18 protein-coding genes are annotated in these 18303 nt (G+C 70.4%); 9 read left to right on the plus strand and 9 right to left on the minus strand.

Annotation, left to right across the window (positions count from 1 at the left end):
* Positions 1–74 precede the first annotated feature (74 nt).
* Genes AB0M88_RS16165 through AB0M88_RS16175 form a run of 3 tightly spaced genes read left to right on the plus strand, consistent with a single transcriptional unit; the run spans position 75 to position 3285 of the window.
* The gene (locus AB0M88_RS16165; RefSeq protein ID WP_364101736.1) at positions 75–1115 is read left to right on the plus strand and encodes a hypothetical protein; all 1041 of its coding nucleotides are present in this window, start codon (positions 75–77) and stop codon (positions 1113–1115) included.
* Between the two features lie 52 nt (positions 1116–1167).
* A complete protein-coding gene (locus AB0M88_RS16170) occupies positions 1168–2388 on the plus strand; it encodes an HDOD domain-containing protein (RefSeq protein ID WP_364101739.1) in 1221 nt (406 codons plus the stop codon).
* A 60-nt stretch (positions 2389–2448) separates the two neighbouring features.
* Entirely contained in the window at positions 2449–3285 is an 837-nt protein-coding gene (locus tag AB0M88_RS16175) for a TIM barrel protein (protein WP_364101741.1), read from the plus strand.
* A 16-nt stretch (positions 3286–3301) separates the two neighbouring features.
* Here the strand turns inward: AB0M88_RS16175 and AB0M88_RS16180 are convergent, their stop codons facing one another.
* The 3 genes from AB0M88_RS16180 to AB0M88_RS16190 all read right to left on the minus strand — a co-directional run bounded on the left by AB0M88_RS16180 (position 3302) and on the right by AB0M88_RS16190 (position 5881).
* Positions 3302–4465 (minus strand): sigma-70 family RNA polymerase sigma factor, encoded by a 1164-nt coding sequence (locus AB0M88_RS16180; RefSeq protein WP_364101744.1) that lies wholly within the window; start codon positions 4463–4465, stop codon positions 3302–3304.
* A complete protein-coding gene (locus tag AB0M88_RS16185; protein WP_364101747.1) occupies positions 4455–4784 on the minus strand; it encodes a YciI family protein in 330 nt (109 codons plus the stop codon). The genes AB0M88_RS16180 and AB0M88_RS16185 overlap by 11 nt, the downstream gene beginning before the upstream one ends.
* Before the next feature lie 74 nt (positions 4785–4858).
* A complete protein-coding gene (locus AB0M88_RS16190) occupies positions 4859–5881 on the minus strand; it encodes a LacI family DNA-binding transcriptional regulator (protein WP_364101750.1) in 1023 nt (340 codons plus the stop codon).
* Between the two features lie 72 nt (positions 5882–5953).
* Here AB0M88_RS16190 and AB0M88_RS16195 point away from each other — a divergent pair, with 72 nt between their 5' ends.
* Positions 5954–7069 (plus strand): phytanoyl-CoA dioxygenase family protein, encoded by a 1116-nt coding sequence (locus tag AB0M88_RS16195; RefSeq protein WP_364101753.1) that lies wholly within the window; start codon positions 5954–5956, stop codon positions 7067–7069.
* Here the strand turns inward: AB0M88_RS16195 and AB0M88_RS16200 are convergent.
* Positions 7049–7867, minus strand: coding sequence for a GDSL-type esterase/lipase family protein (locus AB0M88_RS16200; RefSeq protein ID WP_364101755.1), 819 nt, complete (start codon positions 7865–7867; stop codon positions 7049–7051). The genes AB0M88_RS16195 and AB0M88_RS16200 overlap by 21 nt on opposite strands.
* Before the next feature lie 91 nt (positions 7868–7958).
* On the opposite strand from AB0M88_RS16200, the gene AB0M88_RS16205 reads away from it, so the two are divergent.
* The 3 genes from AB0M88_RS16205 to AB0M88_RS16215 are packed head-to-tail and all read left to right on the plus strand — an operon-like array spanning position 7959 to position 11055.
* Positions 7959–8576 (plus strand): helix-turn-helix domain-containing protein, encoded by a 618-nt coding sequence (locus AB0M88_RS16205; protein WP_364101758.1) that lies wholly within the window; start codon positions 7959–7961, stop codon positions 8574–8576.
* Complete coding sequence (locus tag AB0M88_RS16210) at positions 8573–9481, plus strand: ABC transporter ATP-binding protein (RefSeq protein WP_364101760.1); 909 nt, start codon at positions 8573–8575, stop codon at positions 9479–9481. Before AB0M88_RS16205 ends, AB0M88_RS16210 begins: the two co-directional genes overlap by 4 nt.
* Complete coding sequence (locus AB0M88_RS16215) at positions 9478–11055, plus strand: ABC transporter permease (protein WP_364101763.1); 1578 nt, start codon at positions 9478–9480, stop codon at positions 11053–11055. Before AB0M88_RS16210 ends, AB0M88_RS16215 begins: the two co-directional genes overlap by 4 nt.
* 70 nt (positions 11056–11125) lie before the next feature.
* Here AB0M88_RS16215 and AB0M88_RS16220 read toward each other — a convergent pair whose 3' ends face one another.
* The 4 genes from AB0M88_RS16220 to ahcY all read right to left on the minus strand — a co-directional run bounded on the left by AB0M88_RS16220 (position 11126) and on the right by ahcY (position 15229).
* Complete coding sequence (locus AB0M88_RS16220; RefSeq protein WP_364101766.1) at positions 11126–11737, minus strand: hypothetical protein; 612 nt, start codon at positions 11735–11737, stop codon at positions 11126–11128.
* Positions 11738–11752: 15 nt separating this feature from the next.
* Positions 11753–12007, minus strand: coding sequence for a hypothetical protein (locus tag AB0M88_RS16225; RefSeq protein ID WP_364101769.1), 255 nt, complete (start codon positions 12005–12007; stop codon positions 11753–11755).
* 57 nt (positions 12008–12064) lie between these two features.
* A complete protein-coding gene (locus tag AB0M88_RS16230) occupies positions 12065–13690 on the minus strand; it encodes a Na+/H+ antiporter (protein WP_364101772.1) in 1626 nt (541 codons plus the stop codon).
* A gap of 66 nt (positions 13691–13756) precedes the next feature.
* A complete protein-coding gene (gene ahcY, locus AB0M88_RS16235; RefSeq protein ID WP_364101775.1) occupies positions 13757–15229 on the minus strand; it encodes an adenosylhomocysteinase in 1473 nt (490 codons plus the stop codon).
* A 212-nt stretch (positions 15230–15441) separates the two neighbouring features.
* On the opposite strand from ahcY, the gene AB0M88_RS16240 reads away from it, so the two are divergent.
* Positions 15442–16110: a response regulator transcription factor gene (locus AB0M88_RS16240; RefSeq protein ID WP_364101778.1), complete on the plus strand. Its 669-nt coding sequence runs from the start codon at positions 15442–15444 to the stop codon at positions 16108–16110.
* Positions 16107–17147: a HAMP domain-containing protein gene (locus AB0M88_RS16245; protein ID WP_364101781.1), complete on the plus strand. Its 1041-nt coding sequence runs from the start codon at positions 16107–16109 to the stop codon at positions 17145–17147. Before AB0M88_RS16240 ends, AB0M88_RS16245 begins: the two co-directional genes overlap by 4 nt.
* On the opposite strand, the gene AB0M88_RS16250 is transcribed toward AB0M88_RS16245, so the two are convergent.
* A complete protein-coding gene (locus AB0M88_RS16250) occupies positions 17144–18256 on the minus strand; it encodes an endonuclease/exonuclease/phosphatase family protein (RefSeq protein ID WP_364101784.1) in 1113 nt (370 codons plus the stop codon). The two genes, AB0M88_RS16245 and AB0M88_RS16250, sit on opposite strands and share 4 nt — an antisense overlap.
* Positions 18257–18303: the final 47 nt, after the last annotated feature.

Below are 18303 nucleotides of genomic sequence, written 5' to 3' on the forward strand. Positions count from 1 at the left end.
GGTGACCATAGAATTCCTGTGATGAAGTCCACAAGGCCTTGTCGGCTATTTTCGGCCGTCTGCTCGGTGATTACATGAAGCAATCGCTTTCTTGCGCAATCGCCGTCCTCGTGGCGGCGCTGGCGGTCAGCGCTTGCAGCAAGCCCGCGCACACCCGCTGGACCCGCCTCGACCTGCCGGTCCGCGGCACACTCGAACTGCACGACCTGGCCGACTGCGACGGCCATTGGTATGCGGCCGGCGCGACCAAGGACGGCGCCACGCATCCGGCCGCCTGGACGAGCACCGACGGCCGGACCTGGACGCCGGTGACCTTCCGGCCCCTGCCGACCAGCTACTACGGACCCAACCAGGTGATCCAGAGCGTGGCCTGCTCGGGCGGCAAGGTCGCGATGGTCGGCGCGATCCCCGGCGGCGCACACGGAAACCCCCGGGTCAGCACCTGGCGGTGGGATAAAGGGGTCATGGCCGAGAATTCGGCACCCTTCGAGACGTACGGCGGGGAACGAGCCGGTGGCGTCGGCCGGATCGCGGCCGGTCCCGAGGGCTTCGCGATCGCCGGCGACCGGGTCAGCGGGGCCGCGGCCTGGTTCTCGGGCGACGGGCGCACGTTCCGCCTGGTCGAGGACGCGCCCGGACTCGCCGACGACGCCGGGCACCAGACGATGGCGCGGGACGCCGTTTTTCTGGACGGACGGTGGGCGTTCGTCGGCGGGGCGGCAGTGAAGAACAGCCTCGACGAGCGGGCTGCGGTGTGGCTGACCACGGACGGGACGACCTGGACGCGCGACGATCCACCGGCCGCCACCGGCTACAACGAGATCCAGCGGGTGGTGCGGGACGGAGGTGACCTGGTGGCGGCCGGGGTGCGCGGCGACCGGTTCGAGGTGTGGCGATGGCATGCCGGGAGGTGGACGGCCGGGGATGCGTTCGGGGGCGATCCTTCCGGCGTACGGTCGCTGACCCTGGCCGGCGGAAAGCCGGTCGTCGCCGGGGGTGGCCTTTGGGTCGACGGGTCCTCGAAATCGGCTCCGGCCGCCCCCGTCGCGGTCGCCGGCCGCGGAAACACCCTGCTCCTGGCCTCGGCCGACGGGCTCTGGAGCACAGCGGTCTGACCGGCGGAGGCAATTCGTCAAGTCCGGGCACGAGCGGCCGATGAAGAGGATCGTGAAACCTGTGTCCTCGGACGGCACCCAGCTGATCCACGTCGGGCGGCAGCCGATCTTCGACGTCCACGGCGACGTCGTGGCCTTCGAGCTGCTGTTCCGCGGAAGCATGGACGCGGTCGCGGCCGGCCGCCAGGACACCTTCGCAACCAGCACCGTCATGATCAACGCGTTCACCGAGTTCGGCATCCAAGAGGTCGCCGGTGATCGGCTGTGCTTCATCAACCTGACCCGCGAGTTCCTGTCCGGGAACCTGCCGCTGCCCTTCGGGCCGGAGCAGGTGGTGCTCGAGGTGCTGGAGACGGTCGAGATCGACGACGAGGTGATCAACGGGATCACCGCACTGGCCGCCAAGGGCTACCCGATCGCGCTCGACGACTTCGTCTGGGGCTCCGGGCACGAGCGCCTGTTCGGCCTCGCTTCGTACGTGAAGCTGGACCTGCTCGACGGCGACCTGAGCCGGCTCGACGAGATCGTCGCCGCCTGCCGCGAGTTCCCCAAAATCAAGATCGTGGCGGAACGCCTCGAGACCGCCGAGCAGATCGCCATCGCCGACAAGTACGGCCTGGAGCTGCGCCAGGGGTACGCCCTGAGCCGCCCCCAGGTGCTCACCGTGGCCAGCCTCTCCCCCTCCCGCCTGCGCCGTCTCGAACTGGTCGGCGCCCTGACCTCGCCCGACCCCGACCTCAAGAAGATCGTCGACATCATCGCCAGCGACCCGGCCCTGTCCCTGCGCGTGCTGCGGGCCAGCAACTCGGCCGCCGTCGGCAACGCCAACCGGGTCTCCTCGGTGCGCCAGGCCGTGGTCATGGTCGGCCTCATGCACATCCGGCAGTGGGCGGTGCTGATGGTGCTCGACGACGTGGCCGGGGCGACCGAGGAGCACATGCTGGGCGTGCTCACCCGGGCCCGGCTGTGCGAGAACGTGGCCCCCTGGTTCGGCGCGCCGAGCGACGAGGCGTTCATGGCCGGCATCATCAGCGGCGTCGCGGCGGTCCTGGCCGCCCCGCCGCGGACGATGACCGAGCAGTTCCCGCTCGCCCCGCAGATCGTCGCCGCGCTGGTCGACGGGGCCGGCCGGCTGGGCCGGGTGCTGCAGGCGGTCGACGCCTACGAGCGCGGCGAATTCGGGACATTCGACCTGGCCGGGCAGTATATGGACGCGGTCCGCTGGTCGACCCGCGCGCTCGAGTCGGCCAACAAGCAGGGCGCGCCCGCCTGAGGTCTTTTTGATGGACCGGCCCGCTGGCGACCATGGCGTGCCGAATTGCACGCTCGCACCATGGGAAACATCGCCATCGCCGGAGCCCCGATCTCGTGGGGCGTGTGTGAGGTCCCCGGCTGGGGCTACCAGCTGCCGGTCGAGCGGGTGCTGCGCGAGATGGCCGAGGTCGGCCTGACCGCGACCGAGCTCGGGCCGGCCGGATTCCTGCCGCCCGACCCGGGCCCGCTGCTGGCCGGATACGGGCTGACCGCGCTCGGCGGCTTCGTGCCGGTCGTGCTGCACGAGGACGGGCCCTGGCTGGAACGCGCCTTCGACGGCTTCGCGGCCGGGGACGTGCTGGTGCTGGCCGCGGCGACCGGAGTGGACGGTTACGACGAGCGGCCGGCTCTGGATGACGCCGGCTGGCGACGACTGCTGACCAATCTCGACCAGTTGAGTGCCGAGGCGGCGCGGCGCGGGATCATCGCGGTACTGCATCCGCACGTCGGGACCATGGTCGAGACCGGGCCCGAGGTCGAGCGGGTGCTGGCGGGGTCGGGCGTCGCGCTCTGCCTCGACACCGGCCACCTGCTGATCGGCGGGACCGATCCGGTTTCCCTGGCCCGGCAGGCCGGGGACCGGATCGCCCACGTGCACGCCAAGGACGTCGACAACGCCTTGGCAGCGAAGGTGCGGGCGGGCGATCTGACCTACACCGACGCGGTGCGGGAGGGGATGTACCGGCCGCTCGGCGACGGCGACATCGACTTCGGGGCGGTGGCGGAAGCCTTGGACAAGCACTCTTACCAGGGGTGGTGGGTGCTCGAGCAGGACACGATCCTGGCGAGTGAGCCGGTCGGAGAGGGCCCGGTGGCCGACGTTCGCCGCAGCGTGGGGCACTTGCGGTCGCTGTAGACGGTCAGCGGGGCGGCTACCACTCGCCGGCCCGGGCCAGCAGCGCGAGCCGCTCCACTTCGGACGGTGCGGTTTCGGCCGCGCGGCGGAACAACTGCGCCGCGCGGGTCCGGTCGCCGCTACGGGCAAGGAGATCGGCCTCGACCGCGAGCACGTAACTCTCCGGCATATCCGAAATGTCGCTCAACAGCTCGAGGCCGGCCGCCGGGCCGAACGCATAGCCGTGTGCCACCGCCCGGTTGAGCCGGACCGCCGGGGTCGGCTGGGCCTCGGCCAGCGCGTCGTACCACCCGGCCACGGCCACCCAGTCGGTCGAGTCGGCCACGTGCTCGGCCGCGATCCGGGCCTGCACCGTGTACGGCCCGGTCACCCGCGTCCGCCCTACAATCGCCAGCCCCTCCTCGATCATCGCCCGGTCCCACCGCGCGCGATCCTGGCGCTCCAGCGTCACCAGCCGGCCGTCCGCATCCCGCCGGGCGCCCCGCCGCGAGTGCTGCAACAGGCACAGCGCCAGCAGCCCCCACACCTCCGGCTCGTCGGGCATCAGCGAGGCCAGCAACCGGGTCAGCCGGATCGCCTCCTCGGCGAACGCCGGCTCACCGTCGGCGTCGTACCCCCGCGTGAAGAGCAGGTAAAGGACCCCGAGCACGCCGGCCAGCCGGTCGAGCAGCTCGGCGCCCGAAGGCACGCGGTACGGGATGCGAGCCTCCGCGATCTTCGTTTTGGCCCGTGTGATGCGCCGCGTCATGGTCGACTCGGTGACCAGGAAAGTGCGGGCGATGTCCGCGGTCGGCACTCCGGCGATCGTGCGCAGGGTCAGCGCCACCCGGGCCTCGAGCGCCAGCGCCGGATGGCAGCAGGTGAAGATCAGCCGCAGTCGGTCGTCCTCGATCTCCGGCGTCTCAGGAGAAAAGTCGGACATGACTGCCAGCTCCCGGAGTTTGCGGCTCTCCACCGCCGTACGTCTCAAGGTGTCGATCGCCCGGTTACGGGCGACGGTCATCAGCCACCCGCCCGGATTGCCCGGAATGCCGTCTCGGGGCCACTTCTCGAGGGCGGCGGCCAGCGCCTCCTGCGCGCAGTCCTCGGCCAGCGTCCAATCCCCGGTGATCCGGATGAGCGTGGCGACGATCCGCGCGAAGGAGGCCCGGCCGGCCTCCGAGACCGCGTCAGAGATCAACGAGCGGCCGGATCTCGAGTCGGCCGGTCCAGGCCATCGGGTGCGCGGCCGCGACCTTGATCGCCTCGTCGAGGTCGGCGCACTCGAGGATGTCGAAGCCCACGATCACCTCCTTGGTCTCGGCGAACGGGCCGTCGCTGAGCAGCGTCTCGCCGCCGCGCACCCGGACCGTGGTCGCGCTCGACGGCTGGCCGAGCACGCTGCCGGTGACCCGGCGCCCGGCCGCGTCGTTCTCCGCCACCCACACCTCGATGTCCGGCGCGCCGGACATATCGGTCTCCGGCTCGGTGTCGGTGCAGACGAACATCATGTACTTCATCGCGTTCTCCCTCGGTGTCGTTTGCCAGGGTGACGAACGGCCGGACCGGATCCGGACCGGTCGGGCGAGAAAGTTCAGAATTCGACCGGCGGCGTGTTGAACGGCGTGATCACCTGGATCGCCGACGGGTTGGACCGCAGCCGCCCGGGCAGGGCGCCCTGCGCCCGCATCACGGCCAGGCAGGCGTGCCGCACGTCGGCCCGCAGGTCGTGGTGCAGCACCGCGGAGATCGCGTGGGTGCGCAGCAGGGCGGTGTTCTCGTCGTCGAGGTCATGGGCGACGAAGACGTCGTAGTTCCGGCCGGCCGCCGCGAACGCGCCGACCACGGCGGCGTTGCCGCCGGCTCCGGCGTACATCGAATAGACCGCCCTCACGCTGGGGTTTCGGTCCAGCACCGCCCGCGTACGCTCGTGCACCGCGACCGAGCGATCCTCCTCGTCGACGACTTCGAGCAGTCGCCGGTTGGGTGCCCGGCGGCCCATCTCGGCCCGGAACCCGCCCAGCCGCTCGTCCTCGCCGCGGAACGATCCCCGCCCGCGGACCACCAGCACGTCCCCGGCCCGCTCGGCCAGCCACTGTTCGACCAGGTAGGCCGCGGTCGCCCCGGCATCCGCGTTGTCGATGCCGACGTAGGCCACCCGCTTGCTCGTCGGCAGGTCGGTGACCAGCGTGACCACCGGGACGCCGAGGTGACCGACGGCCTCGACCACCTCGGGCGTGTCGGGCGCCTTGAGGATCACGCCCTGGGAGCGGGACCGGCCCACCTTGGCCAGCACGCCGGGCAGGTCGGCCGGGCCGTCGAACAGGTGGAAGCGGGAGCGGATCACGGCCGGGCGCAGGGCGGGCAGCTCGGCCTCGAGCGCGCCCTTGATCGCGGCGGTGAACCGGGCCGGGGCCTGCATGACCACGTCGACCATGAAGGTGCGGCCGCCCAGACGGACCTGGGACTGCTGCCGGTCGAGATCGGCGATGGCCTGCCGCACCTCGCGGACCGTGCTGTCGCGTACCCCACCGCGCTCGTGCAGGACCCGGTCGACCGTGGCCTCGCTGAGTCCGGCCTGGGCGGCGATCTCGCGGATCCGGTAGGGGTGCTTCACGCCGTACAGAATGAGGAGTTTTTGAGGTCTTATCAATGGCCCTTGATATTCGGCGGCCCTTAGCGTGACCTCATGACTACCTGGTTTTCCCCCGATGACTGCCGACTCTCGGACTTCCGGGCCGTAGTCGAGCAGACCACCTCGACGGCGTCCTATCCGCACGCCGTCGCCGTCGAACAGAACGTCCTGATCTACGACAACCCGCCCGCCTCGGCCTTGCCGGAACTCACTTCCGCCCTGCTCGACGGGCCGGGCATCGTGGTGTTCAAGAACGCCGTCGACCCTACCGTCGTCGACCGGGCGAGCGCGGTCTTCTTCGCGATGATCGAGGAGCAGAAGGCGGCCGGCGTCGTCGGCGGCGACCACTTCGCCAAGCCGGGCGCGAACGACCGGGTCTGGGGTGCGCTGGACAAGTTCGCCGTACGCGATCCCATGGGATTCGCTTCGTACTACGCGAATTCCGCCCTGACGCTGATCAGCCGAGCGTGGCTGGGCGACGGCTACCAGGTCACCTCGCAGATCAACGTGGTCAACCCGGGCGGCCAGGCGCAGGTCGCGCACCGCGACTATCACCTGGGCTTCATGTCTCTACCGCAGGCGCTGGCCTATCCGGCGCACGCGCACCGGCTCTCCCCCGGGCTGACGCTGCAGGGTGCGATCGCCCACGTCGACATGCCGGTCGAGACCGGCCCGACGCTCTATCTGCCGCACTCGCAGAAGTACGCGCCCGGCTATCTCGCTTTCCACCAGCCCGAATTCACGGACTATTTCAACGAGCATTACGTGCAGCTGCCGCTGGCCAAGGGCGACGCCGCGTTCTTCAACCCGGCCCTGTTCCACGGCGCCGGCACCAACCGCACCACCGGCGTACGCCGCATGGCCAACCTGCTCCAGATCTCGTCGGCGTTCGGCCGGGCGATGGAGAGCGTCGACCGCCTCGCGATGTGCCGCGCTCTCTATCCGGCCCTGCTCTCGTTCGAGGGCGATGTGGACAACGTGATCGCGGCCAGCGCCGAGGGCTACGCCTTCCCCACCAACCTCGACCGCGACCAGCCGGTCGACGGACTGGCCCCGCCGACGCAGGCCGAACTGGTGCGCCAGGCCTTGTCGGAGAAGTGGGACGAGCCCCGGTTCGCCGCGGCGCTGGAGTCGCAGGCGGCCCGGCGCCTACCGGAGGTAGCTCGCTAGCGGAATGCCCTGGCTGCGCAGGGCGCCGGCGACGAGGCCGGCGATCTGCTGCGCGCCGTACGCCTCGAAATGCGTGTGGTCGTTGCAGAAGAACGCACCGAGGGCGCCCGCGGTGTAGTCGCCGTTGTTCGGGCAGAACCGCAGTCGGTTGTAGAGCGCGACGCTCAACGTCTGCAGGTCGATCACGGGCGCACCGGTCGCCGCCGCAGCCGCCCGGGTCTGCGTGACGAAGCCGCGGTTACTGGTCGCGGTGCTGCCCGAGCAGGTGATCGCCGCGACCGCGGTGAGCAGGATCGGGTGGGCACCCCGGGCCAGCGCCGCCTGCGCCATCATCGTCATCAGCTGCTGGTAGCGGGCGGTCCCGACATGCCGCGGGCACGCCGTGTCGCCGTCGTTGATCCCGAACTGCACGACCAGGTAGTCGCCCGGCTTCATGCCGGTGAGCATCTGGTTCCAGCGGGTCGAGTAGGCCGTCGAGCTGAGCACGCACTCGCCATCCGAGCCCTTCGTGCCGGTCACGTTGCCCTCGTAGAGCCACGTCTGGATGCTCCGGCCGGCCACCGCCAGGTTCTTGACCGTCGCGCCGCTGGTGAACAACGCGCCGAACTGGCTCCCCCATCCGACCGGGCAGCTCCCGCTCGGGTTGGCCATCGTCGAGTCGCCGGACATCCACACGGTGACCGGCGCGGCGGCTTTTTCGGTCCGGGCGACGCCACAAACGGCGGCGGCCGGATCGGCCGCGGCCACCACGAACGGTAGGGCCAGAATCACAACGGCAAGCCAGCGTAGTGCTCTCATGCTCGTTATATTGATACCTGTCCATGGCATAGGCAAGCGCTTACCCGGAATTGGCACTTGCGGCTATACAAGCGTGCAGTAGGCTACACGCGTGAATAGTCAGAGCGACCTGACCGCCCGCGCCCGCATCCGGGACGCGGCGATCACCCTGTTCGCCGAGAAAGGCATCGAGGCGGCGACGATCCGCGAGATCGCCCAGGCGGCGGGCGTCTCGTCCGGGCTGCTGCGGCACCACTTCGGGTCGAAGGAGGGGCTGCGCGACGCCTGCGACGAATACGCGTTCAACAAGGTCACGTCGCTCGGCATCCAGTTCACCGAGACCAACCTGCTCGGCCGGGTCACCCCCGAGATCATGCGTCTCCAGCAGTACGCCATCCAGTCGGTGATGGACGGCTCGCCCAACGCCCTGGCGACGTTCGACCGGGCCCTCGAATACGGCGAGTACTGGCTGGAGCACTCCGGTATCGAGGTCTCCGACCCGCGGGCCTACCTGGCCGTCATCGCCGTCATGAAGATGTCGATGTTCGCGATGCGGGACCTGCTGTCGCACGCCCTCGGGCAGAGCGTCGACGAACCCGCCGGGTGGGCGCGGGTGATCTCCGCGTCGATCGAGATCTTTTCCCAACCGTTGGTCACGCCGGATCTGGTCGAACAGGCCCGTAAGGCCCTGGCCGAATTCACCGCCTCAACCCCGGAGGAACAACCATGACCGAGGCCATCGATGCCGAGGGACTGATCAAACGGTTCGGCAAGGTCACCGCCCTGGACGGGCTCGACCTGCACGTCCGAACCGGCGAGGTGCACGGCTTCCTCGGCCCGAACGGCGCCGGCAAGACCACCACCATCCGCGTCCTGCTCGGCCTGATGCGGGCCGACGGCGGCCGGGCGAGCCTGCTCGGCGGCGACCCGTGGTCCGACGCGACGAAGCTGCACAAGCGCCTGGCGTACGTGCCGGGTGACGTGACGCTGTGGCCGAGCCTCACCGGCGGCGAGGTGATCGACCTGCTCGGCCGGCTGCGCGGCGGGCTCGACCCGAAGCGGCGGGCCGAACTGCTCGAACGCTTCCAACTCGACCCACGCAAAAAGGGCCGCACCTATTCCAAGGGCAACCGGCAGAAGGTCGCCCTGGTCGCCGCCCTCGCGTCGGATGTCGAGCTGCTGATCCTCGACGAGCCGACCAGCGGTCTCGACCCGCTGATGGAAGAGGTCTTCCGCGAGGTCATCCTGCAGGAGAAGGCGCGCGGCGACCGTACGGTCCTGCTCTCCAGCCACATCCTGAGCGAGGTCGAGGCCCTCTGCGACCGGCTGACGATCATTCGCGACGGCCGTACGGTCGAAACCGGCACCCTGGCCGAACTGCGGCACCTCACCCGGACCACCATCCAGGCCGAGCTGGCCGGCTCGTTCAATGGCACAGCCGGACTGTCCGAAATTCCGGGCATTCACGGCCTGCGCACCGACAACGGCCGGGTCGTCTTCGACGTCGACGCCGAATCGCTCGAACCGGCCCTGCGAACCCTGGTCGAGGTCGGGGTCAAGAGCCTGGTCAGCCAACCGCCGTCGCTCGAGGAGCTGTTCCTCCGGCAGTACCAGCGGGGGGACGACCAGCGATGACCGGCACCCTCAAGCTCCTGCGACTCATCCTGCGCCGCGACCGGATCCTGCTGCCGCTCTGGGCGCTCGTGATCGGCCTCATCCCGGCCAGCTACATCAAGACGTTCAACAGCATCTTCACGACCGACGCCGAGCGGCTCGCCTACGCGAAGACCAGCCAGAACAACGCCGGTTTCATCGCCCTCTACGGCCCGCTGCACGGCGACAGCCTGCCCGTGATGGTGGCCTGGCGGTCCGGCTTCATCCCGATCATGATCGGACTGTTCGCGCTGCTCACAGTCGTGCGGCACACCCGCACCGACGAGGAGGCCGGCCGCACCGAACTGATCGGCGCGACGGTCGTCGGCCGCTCGGCCCAGCTCGCGGCGGCACTGATCGCCACGATGGCGGCCAGCCTGGTCTGCGGCCTGGTGGTGGCGGCGGCGATGATCGGTAACGGCTTCGACGCGGCCGGATCGTTCGCGTTCGGCGCCGAGTTCACGCTGGGCGGCTGGGCCTTCGCCGGGGTCGCCGCGATCGCGGTCCAACTCTCCGGAAGTGCCCGTGGGGCCCGCACGATCGGCATCATCGCGCTCGGCATCGCATTCGTCCTGCGCGTCGGAGGGGACATCTCGGCACTCGGCGACGGGAAGCTGTCGTTCCTGTCCTGGCTGTCGCCGATCGGCTGGCTGACCCACGTCTTCCCGTACGAGCACAACGCGGCCTGGCCGATGCTGCTCGCGCTCCTGTTCAGCCTGGTCACCGTGGCCGCCGGGGTGCTGCTGCTGGGCCGCCGCGACCTGGGTGCCGGCCTGATCGCCCCGCGCCTGGGCCGGCCGGGCGCCTCGGCCGGCCTGCGCACGCCGCTCGCTCTGGCCTGGCGCCTGCACCGCGGCCTGCTGATCGCCTGGACGTTCGGCTTCGCGGTGCTCGGCCTCGTCTTCGGCGGGGTCGGCAGCAGCGTCGACGACCTGGCCGACGGCAACCAGGCGGTCACCGACCTGTTCGCCCACCTCGGCGGCCGGAGCGGCCTGATCGCCAGCTACTTCGCCAGCATCGCGGGCATCGTCGGGCTGATCGCCGCCTGCTACGCCGTCCAGGCCACCCTGCGCCTGCGCGACGAGGAACAGACCGGCCACGCCGAGACAGTGCTCAGCACCGCGGTGAGCCGCAACGCCCTGCTCGGCAGCCACCTGGTGTTCTCACTGCTCGGCCCGGCGGTCGCCCTGCTCGCCGAGGGTGTGGTCGCGGGCGTCACCTACGGCCAGGGCGAGATCGGCGGCATCATCGCCGGCACGCTCCTGCAGCTGCCCGCGGTCTGGGTGCTGGCCGCCATCGCGGTCCTCGTCTTCGGCGTGCTGCCACGCTGGTCGCTGGTCGCCTGGGCCGCCCCGGCAATCTGCCTGCTGATCCTGCTGGTCGGCGAGACGCTCCAGCTCAACCACTATCTGCTCGACATCAGCCCGTTCACCCACATCCCGCACCTGCCGGGCGGCAGCGTCCCGGCGACGCCGCTGGTCACGCTCACCGTTCTGGCCGCGGTGCTGGCCGTATTGGGCGCGGCCGGCCTCCGCCGCCGCAACCTGCCGGACTGACCGGCGGCTCTGCTCGCCCCCACCCGGTTCCGGGGTGGGGGCGGTTTGGGCGGGAGCGGAGCCGATCAGCTTATTTTGACTGCTTGCGGACTGCCTTCAGCGAAGTGCGGGCGGTCTTGGCGGCGTCGCGGATGGTCTTGACCTGGGCTCGGATGGCGTTGCCGTCCGGGCCCGGCTTGATGGCCAGCAGGGTGTCGACCTTACCGTCCAGGCCGGCCTTGACCGGGGTGGCCTTGGTGCCCAGCTTGCCGGCGGCCACCTGCTCGGTGTCGATGGCCGCGGTCAGGCGCACCTTCGGGCCGGTCAGGATGAAGACGCGGAAGTCGTCGACCATCGCCTTCGCGTCGGTCCTGACCGCGGCCGCGGTGGTCTCGGTGCCGACCTTGCCCTTCAGCGTGGTGAGGTCGGTGGTCTGCTGACCGATCAGCGACGTGAGCGTCGAGCGGTGACCCGACTGGACCTCTTTGGCGCCGGCCAGCGCGTCCGAGAACTTCTTGAGGGCGGCCAGCCGCAGGTCGATGCGGTCGGTTACGGCCTTCTTGGCCACGTCCAGCGGCTTGGCGGCCTGGCGGCCGCCGACCGGCGCGGCGGCCGGTGCGGCGGCTGCCGCCGGTCCGGCCACGCCGAGAGCGACGCCGAGGACAGTCGTCGCGACGAGGGAGGTGCGCACGATGCGGTTCATGGGGTGTCTTCCTTCTCAGTCCTGGTCGGCGGGAGGCTGGTCGTCGCTGCTCAGCTGCTTGTCGATGTCGTTGAGGAGGGAGTCGACGTCGTCCGAGGAGGAGGACGAGGCAGCGGCGGGGGAAGACTCGGATATATCCGAGACAGGGGCGGCGGGCGAAACAGTTGCCGCGGGCCGGTCGCTGCCGGCCGGCGATGCCGCCGGCGAGCGGTCGCAACCGCCGAGCAGCAGCGCGCCACCGACCAGCGCGAGGGCGAGAACTCGTTTCATGTCGACGATCATGGAGATCGCCGGTCAGGGAACGGCCCGGAGTTTGTAAGGGTTGCGTCAAGCCCGCGCGTGCCGGTCGGGCAGCAGCAGTTCCTCGTGGTCGAGCTCGCGCTCGAGCACCCGTAGCCCCTCGTCGGTCAGGTTGCCCGCGTCGCGCCAGCGCAGCAGCTCTTCCCGTTGCGCCTCGATGACCTGCTTGCGAACCCTCAGCGCCGCCTCGTATTTCGGCGACGTCGGCATCTCGTCGGAGTCCGCCTTCTCGAGCAGGTCGAGCCGGCGGCGGTAGCGCTCGAGGCGTACCTCCAGCTGCTTGCGCATGTTGTCGATCGCCTGGTCCTCGACGTTGTCGTGCCGCTCCTGCTTGATCTCGTCGAGCTGGTCGAGGGCGGCCTGCACCGACGCCGACCGGGCCTCGTTGCGTTCGCGGGCCAGGTCGGCGTGGTTGGCCCGCAGCCCGAGCCGCCGCACCAGCGGAGCGAACGTCAGGCCCTGCCCGATCAGCGTGACCAGCACGACCACGAACGTGCAGAACCGCAGCAGGTCGAGGTCGGGCACATCCGCCGGGATGATGAAGATCGCGGCCAGGCTGATCACGCCGCGGGTGCCGGCCCAGCTGAGCGCGGTCACCTCCTTGGCGTTCAACCGCTTGTCGTGGACCGGCGAGTCGTCGTCGCCGCCCAGCCGGGTGTGCAGCGAGCGGGGCAGCGACTGGGTGAGCACCAGCCAGAGCGGGCGCAGCAGCAACGTGACGCCGACCGCGATGGCCAGCGCGGCCGCGATCGTGCCCGCTGAGTAGTCGGCCAGGCCCTTCACGACCTCGGGCAGCTGCTGGCCGATCAGCAGGAAGACCACGCCCTCGAGCACGAAGTCGATCAGCCGCCAGACGGCGCCGGTCTGCAGGCGGCTGGCGCCCGAGCCGTACCGCGGGGCGTCGTGGCCGATGATCAGGCCGGCCACCACGACGGCGAGGACACCGGACACGTGCACGGACTCGCCGAGCAGGTAGGCCGCGAACGGCGTGGCCAGCGAAATGACGTTCGCGCTGAGCGGGTCGTGGCGGAAGTGGCGCAACGCGCGCACGGCGTAGGCGACCACCACCCCGGCGACCAGGCCACCGATCGCGGCGAGGAAGAACTTGCCGACCGCGTGGGTGAACGAGAAGCCGTCGCCGGTGGCCGCGGACGCGGCCACGGTCAGGATGGTCAGCGCGGTCGCGTCGTTGAGCAGGCCCTCGCCCTGGATCAGGGTGATCAGATTGCCGGGCAGGCCGGCCCGGCGGCCGACGGCCAGCGCGGCGACCGGGTCGGGCGGGGCGATCGCGGCGCCCAGGGCCACGCCCGCGGCCAGCGTCGCGCCGCCCACGAACAGGTCGAAACCGACCCCGACCAGCATCGCGGTGGCCAGCACGAGCAGCACCGACAGGCTGATGACCGTGCGCAGGTGGCGCCGGATGTCGAGCAGCGAGGAGTCGAGCGCGGCGCTGTAGAGCAGGGGCGGGATGACGAACGTCAGGATGATCTGGGCTTCGAGATGCACGTTCGGCCCGGGAAGAAGCGCGTACGCGATGCCGACGATGGTCAGCAGCGCCGCCGAGGGGAGGCCGGTCCTGTTCGCCACCCAGCGCACGGCCACGATCACGGCTGCCGCGCACAGCACGAACAGCAGGATTCCCTCGACATTCATGGGGTCCATCTTTCCGTAGCCGGCCGCGCACGGGGCGCGGCCGGCGACGAGAAATGGACCTCAGTGTCAGTAACGGTAGTGGTCGGGTTTGAACGGCCCGTTCACGTCGACACCCAGGTATTCGGCCTGCTTCTTGGTGAGGGTGGTCAGGCGTACGCCGAGGGCGTCGAGGTGCAGCCGCGCGACCTTCTCGTCGAGGTGCTTGGGCAGCACGTAGACCTGCTTCTCGTATTCACCCGGCTTGGTCCAGAGCTCGATCTGGGCCATCGTCTGGTTGGTGAACGAGTTCGACATGACGAAGCTGGGGTGCCCGGTGGCGTTGCCCAGGTTCATCAGCCGGCCCTCGGACAGGACGATCACGGAGTGGCCGTCCGGGAAGCGCCACTCGTGCACCTGCGGCTTGATCTCGACCTTCTCGATGCCCGGGATCTTGGCCAGCCCGGCCATGTCGATCTCGTCGTCGAAGTGGCCGACGTTGCCGACGATCGCGTTGTGCTTCATCTTCGACAGGTCATCGGCGGTGATGATGTCGGTGCCGCCGGTGGTCGTGATGAAGATGTCGGCCACGCCGACGACGTCCTCGAGCCGCACGACCTGCATGCCGTCCATCGACGCCTGCAGCGCGCAGATCGGGTCGATCTCGGTGACGACGACGCGGGCGCCCTGGCCGCGCAGCGTCTCCGCCGAGCCCTTGCCGACGTCGCCGTAGCCGCAGACCACGGCCAGCTTGCCGCCCAGCATCACGTCGGTCGCCCGGTTGAGGCCGTCGACCAGCGAGTGGCGGATGCCGTACTTGTTGTCGAACTTGCTCTTGGTGACCGCGTCGTTGACGTTGATCGCCGGGAAGAGCAGGGTGCCCTCCTTGGCGAGCTTGTAGAGGCGGGCCACGCCGGTGGTGGTCTCCTCGGTCACGCCCCGGATCTCGGCCGCGATCCTGGTGAAGCGGTCGGACGACGACGCGAGCGACTCGCGCAGCGTCTCGAGGATGATCGTGTATTCGTGGCTGTCGTCCTCGGTCGCCTGCGGGACCGCGCCGGCCGCCTCGAACTCGACGCCCTTGTGCACGAGCAGGGTGGCGTCACCGCCGTCGTCGAGGATCATGTTGGGGCCGGCGCCGTCGCCGAAGTCGAACAGGCGCATCGTGCACCACCAGTACTCCTCCAGCGACTCGCCCTTCCAGGCGAAGACCGGGGTGCCCTGGGGCGCGTCGGCGGTGCCCCGGCCGACGACGACCGCGGCGGCCGCCTCGTCCTGGGTCGAGAAGATGTTGCACGAGACCCAGCGCACGTCGGCGCCGAGCTCGACCAGTGTCTCGATCAGCACCGCGGTCTGCACCGTCATGTGCAGCGAGCCGGCGATGCGCGCGCCGCGCAGCGGCTTGGACCCGCCGAACTCCTTGCGCAGCGACATCAGGCCCGGCATCTCGTGCTCGGCCAGACGCAGCTGGTGCCGGCCCGCCTCGGCCAGAGACAGATCGGCGACCGCGAACTCGAGGCCGTTGATTGTCTGGTACCGATCTGAATGAGCGTGGTCGCTCATGAAGAGGGCTCCTCCCTCATCAGGAGGCGCCCTTGCGGTCAGAAACCCGGGCCGAGCGTGGCGGATCCAGCGACCTGAACAATTTCCCAGGGCAACTGGTCCGTCGCAGCGCCTCTCGACCGGGGCCGTTTCCACCTTAACCCGAACGGCCGACCGAGCGCAGGCTGGGATTCCGAGTCAACCGGTGCGATTCGGCTGGCAAGGTGAGGTCCGTGCCAGATGTGCTTGTCGTGGACGACGATCGGGCCGCCCGCGAATCACTGGGGCGTGCCCTGGTGAAGGAGGGCTTCGAGGTGCGTGAGGCGGCCGACGGGCTGAGCGCCCTCGACGCGGTCACCGCCGATCCGCCGGACGCCGTGGTGCTCGACGTGGGCGTTGCCGGCCTCGGAGGTGCCGAGGTGGTGCGGACCATCCGGGCCCAGCGGCGTACGCTCCCGGTCTGTGTGCTGGCCGGCCGCGACGAGGCGGCCGACCGGCTGGCCGCGCTGGCGGCCGGCGCCGACGACTGCCTGGTCAAGCCGTTCGCGGCGGGCGAGCTCGCGGCGCGCCTGCAGGCGATGGTCCGGCTCGAGACCGGCGATCACCGGCCGCTGCACCTGGGCGACCTGACGATCGAACCGGTCCGCCGGGTCGCCACCCGGCGCGGGCGTGACCTCGATCTCACGACCCGGGAGCTGGAGGTGCTGGCGGCTCTGGCCCGGCACGGCGGCCGGGCGCTCAGCCGCGGCCAACTGCTGGCACAGGTCTGGGGATACACCTGGGAGGTGGACGGTGACGTCGTCGACGTCTTCGTCGGTGGCCTGCGGCGCAAGCTGGAGGCGGCCGGCGAGCCGAGGATCCTCAACCATGTTTCCGGCGACCGGTTCGTCGTGACCGCATGAAGGCCCGCACCCAGATCACCGTCGCCGCCACCGCCGTGGTGGCGCTGCTGGTCGCGCTCACCGGCCAGTTCATCGTCTATCGCACCGACCAGCGCGACCGGGACGACATCGATCACGCGCTCGCCGCGCGAGCGGCGCAGATCCAGACCGATGCGACGAAGACCGGCAAACTGCCGGCCGACGGCGTCTATTCCGTACGCCTGATGTCAGGCACCCAGGTTCGCGCCCAGAGCGGCTCCACCACCCAGTTCTCGGCCCCGGTGAGGGACGGTTTCTCGACGGTCGCGGCCGCCGACGGCCACGACTACCGCTCGTGGGCCGAGACCCTGAAGACCGGCGTCCAGTTGCAGGTGCTCACCGACTACTCGGACCAGCAGGGCCGCCACAGCCAGGCGGTCCGGCTGGTCGACCTGTCGGTGCTGGTCGCGATCCTGCTCGGCGGCCTGGCCAGCTGGTTCGCGAGCGGCATCGTGCTGCGACCGCTCCGCCGCCTCGAGGAGGGCGCCCGCGAGCTGCGGCCCGACGATCTGAGCGGGCGGCTGCCGAGCGTGAAGGAGCCGCGCGAGGTGGCGGAGATCGCCGCCTCGGTCAACGCGCTGCTCGACCGCATGCAAGCCGCCGCCGAGTCAGGGACGATCCGCCCGGCGGAGTCGGCGAGCCCGTCCGGCCCGCCCTTCGCCCCGCCGACCGCCCCGGCCCCGGCCGCCGCCCCGAAGGTCTCCAGGCCGCCGAATCTGCCGGAGCCGACGACCTCGACGATCACGCCGCCCCCGGCCGAGCCGGACACGTTCCCGCCCCGCCCGGCCCCGGTCGCGGCCCGGCCGGTGGCCTCCGAGCCGACCGCGGGCCGGCCGACGACGCCCACCGTCGAGAAGGAGCGCGACGACGAGGAGCTCCGGGCGGCCCTGGAGAAGCTCGGCGACGACCTCGACACCCTTCTGGACAACCCCGAGCTGTCGACCACCCAGCGCCACCTGATGCTGGCCAGCATCCAGAACGAGTACCGCCGGATCGTCCTGCTGACCCAGGCACCCTAAAGGTCGATGTCGGCGTAGATGGCGGCGTGGTCGGAGCCGGCGTGGACCGGGCGGGTCATCGTGTCGTAGATCGACCACAGGGTGCCGTTGCGCCCGCCCCAGACGCCGCGGCGGGAGATGCCGCCGCCGGTCGCGCGCGCCCACAGCGGCGGTGAGAGCAGGACGTAGTCGAGCTTGTTGCGCGCGGTGCAACTCCCGTACGTCCCCGGGCGCCCGCCGTCGTCGAAGTTGGCGTGTTCGGAGATGTCGCGGAGGTCGGATCCGCCGAGCAGGGGCGCCAGGGGCTCGCTCTCGGGGGTGTCGTTGAGGTCGCCGAGCACCACCACGTGATCGATGCCGGCACCGACCAGGTCGCGGTAGATCTCGGCCACGCGGGTGGCCTGGCGCTTCCTGGTCGCGTCCGAGGCGATCTTGTCCCCGTACCCCTTGCTCTTGAAGTGATTGACGAGCACCGCGATCGTCGGGCCGCCGGGCGAGCCGAAGTGGTATTCGGCGCAGTCGCGGCTGAAGACGCGGCCGGTGGCGTCGGCGTCATCGACGTGGGTCCGCTGCGTGACCAGCGGAAAGTCGCGGCCGGAGAGCACGCCGACGTCGATGCCGCGCTCGTCGTTGCCGTCGACGACCATCACATGCGGGTAGCGGGGCCCGAGGGCCGCGTCGGCGAACCGTTTCAGCGCGATGCGGCTCTCCGCCTCGACCACCCCGACGATGTCGGCGCCTACGTCCTGCAGCACCCGGGCGGTGTTGAACAGGGCCAGTTCGTCGACCCGGTCGGTGGTGAGCTCGACCCAGCCGATCCAGTCGCCGCGACCGCCCGCGACCACCTCGACGTGGCCGTCGCGCTTGCGGCGCAGCAGCCGGCCGCGATTTTGCCGCAGGCGGGCGAACTTCGCCGTGTCGCCGCGCAGCAGCCCGAGCCGGGTGAGTTCGCGCCGGATCTCCTGCTGGATCTCCGCGGTGTATTCGATCTCTTCGAGCAGAGCACAGATGCGCTGGTAGGACTCCAGCACCGGGCGTCCGGCGGCCCACGTGCGCTGATCCAGCGCGCGGGCCCGGTTGAACAGGTTCTCGACGTTGAATCCGGCGATCCGCACGTGGCGAAGGCTCATGCGGACGAACGTACGACAGTCGTTTGGGCGACCAACATCGGTTGACG

The organism is Actinoplanes sp. NPDC051411, assembly GCF_040682075.1.
Lineage (GTDB): Bacteria > Actinomycetota > Actinomycetes > Mycobacteriales > Micromonosporaceae > Actinoplanes.